At 39.0% G+C, this 561-nt stretch carries 1 protein-coding gene; it reads left to right on the top strand.

Translation table 11 applies throughout. The features are described 5' to 3' along the window. The coding region (locus ABEA04_RS22965) for an HNH endonuclease (protein ID WP_345464704.1) at positions 1-561 on the top strand (561 nt) is incomplete at both ends.

Below are 561 nucleotides of genomic sequence, written 5' to 3'. Positions count from 1 at the left end.
ACTCACTTCCCCACTTTTTTGCAGAAAGAACAACAATATAGAATATTAAGCTCGACAGGTCAGTTATTTACCTACGACAGGACACACCCTCTTGAGCCTACAACCTTAGTAGTTGGTAACCTGACAAAGGTTAAATTAGAAAAGCTTTATGAAAATAATCTCCGAGATAAAAACAAACCCGCTAGAACATATTACGATGACATGCTTGTTTCATCAGGTGAAAAATGTCCATTTTGTGGTGATATAGGACAGACAAAAAATATAGATCATTTTCTTCCTATTGCACATTATCCTGAATTTTCGGTGATGCCTATTAATTTAGTTCCATCGTGCCGCGACTGCAATATGGGAGAGAAAGGTCAAGTTTTCGCAGTAGATGAGGTACACCAAGCGATTCATCCCTATATCGACAAGGACATTTTTTTTCGTGAGCAATGGGTATATGCAAATTTCGTTTCCGGAACTCCGGGTGCTATCAGTTTTTATGTTGAATGCCCGGCGAACTGGAGGCAGGAAGACAAACACAGAGCTCTTCATCATTTCAAGCTATTAAATATTGCT

This window comes from Nocardioides marinquilinus (assembly GCF_039543705.1).
In the GTDB taxonomy this organism is placed as follows: Bacteria; Actinomycetota; Actinomycetes; order Propionibacteriales; family Nocardioidaceae; genus Nocardioides; species Nocardioides marinquilinus.
The sequence above is the reverse complement of the archived record's forward strand: the minus strand, read 5'-3'. Positions and strand labels throughout refer to the sequence as shown.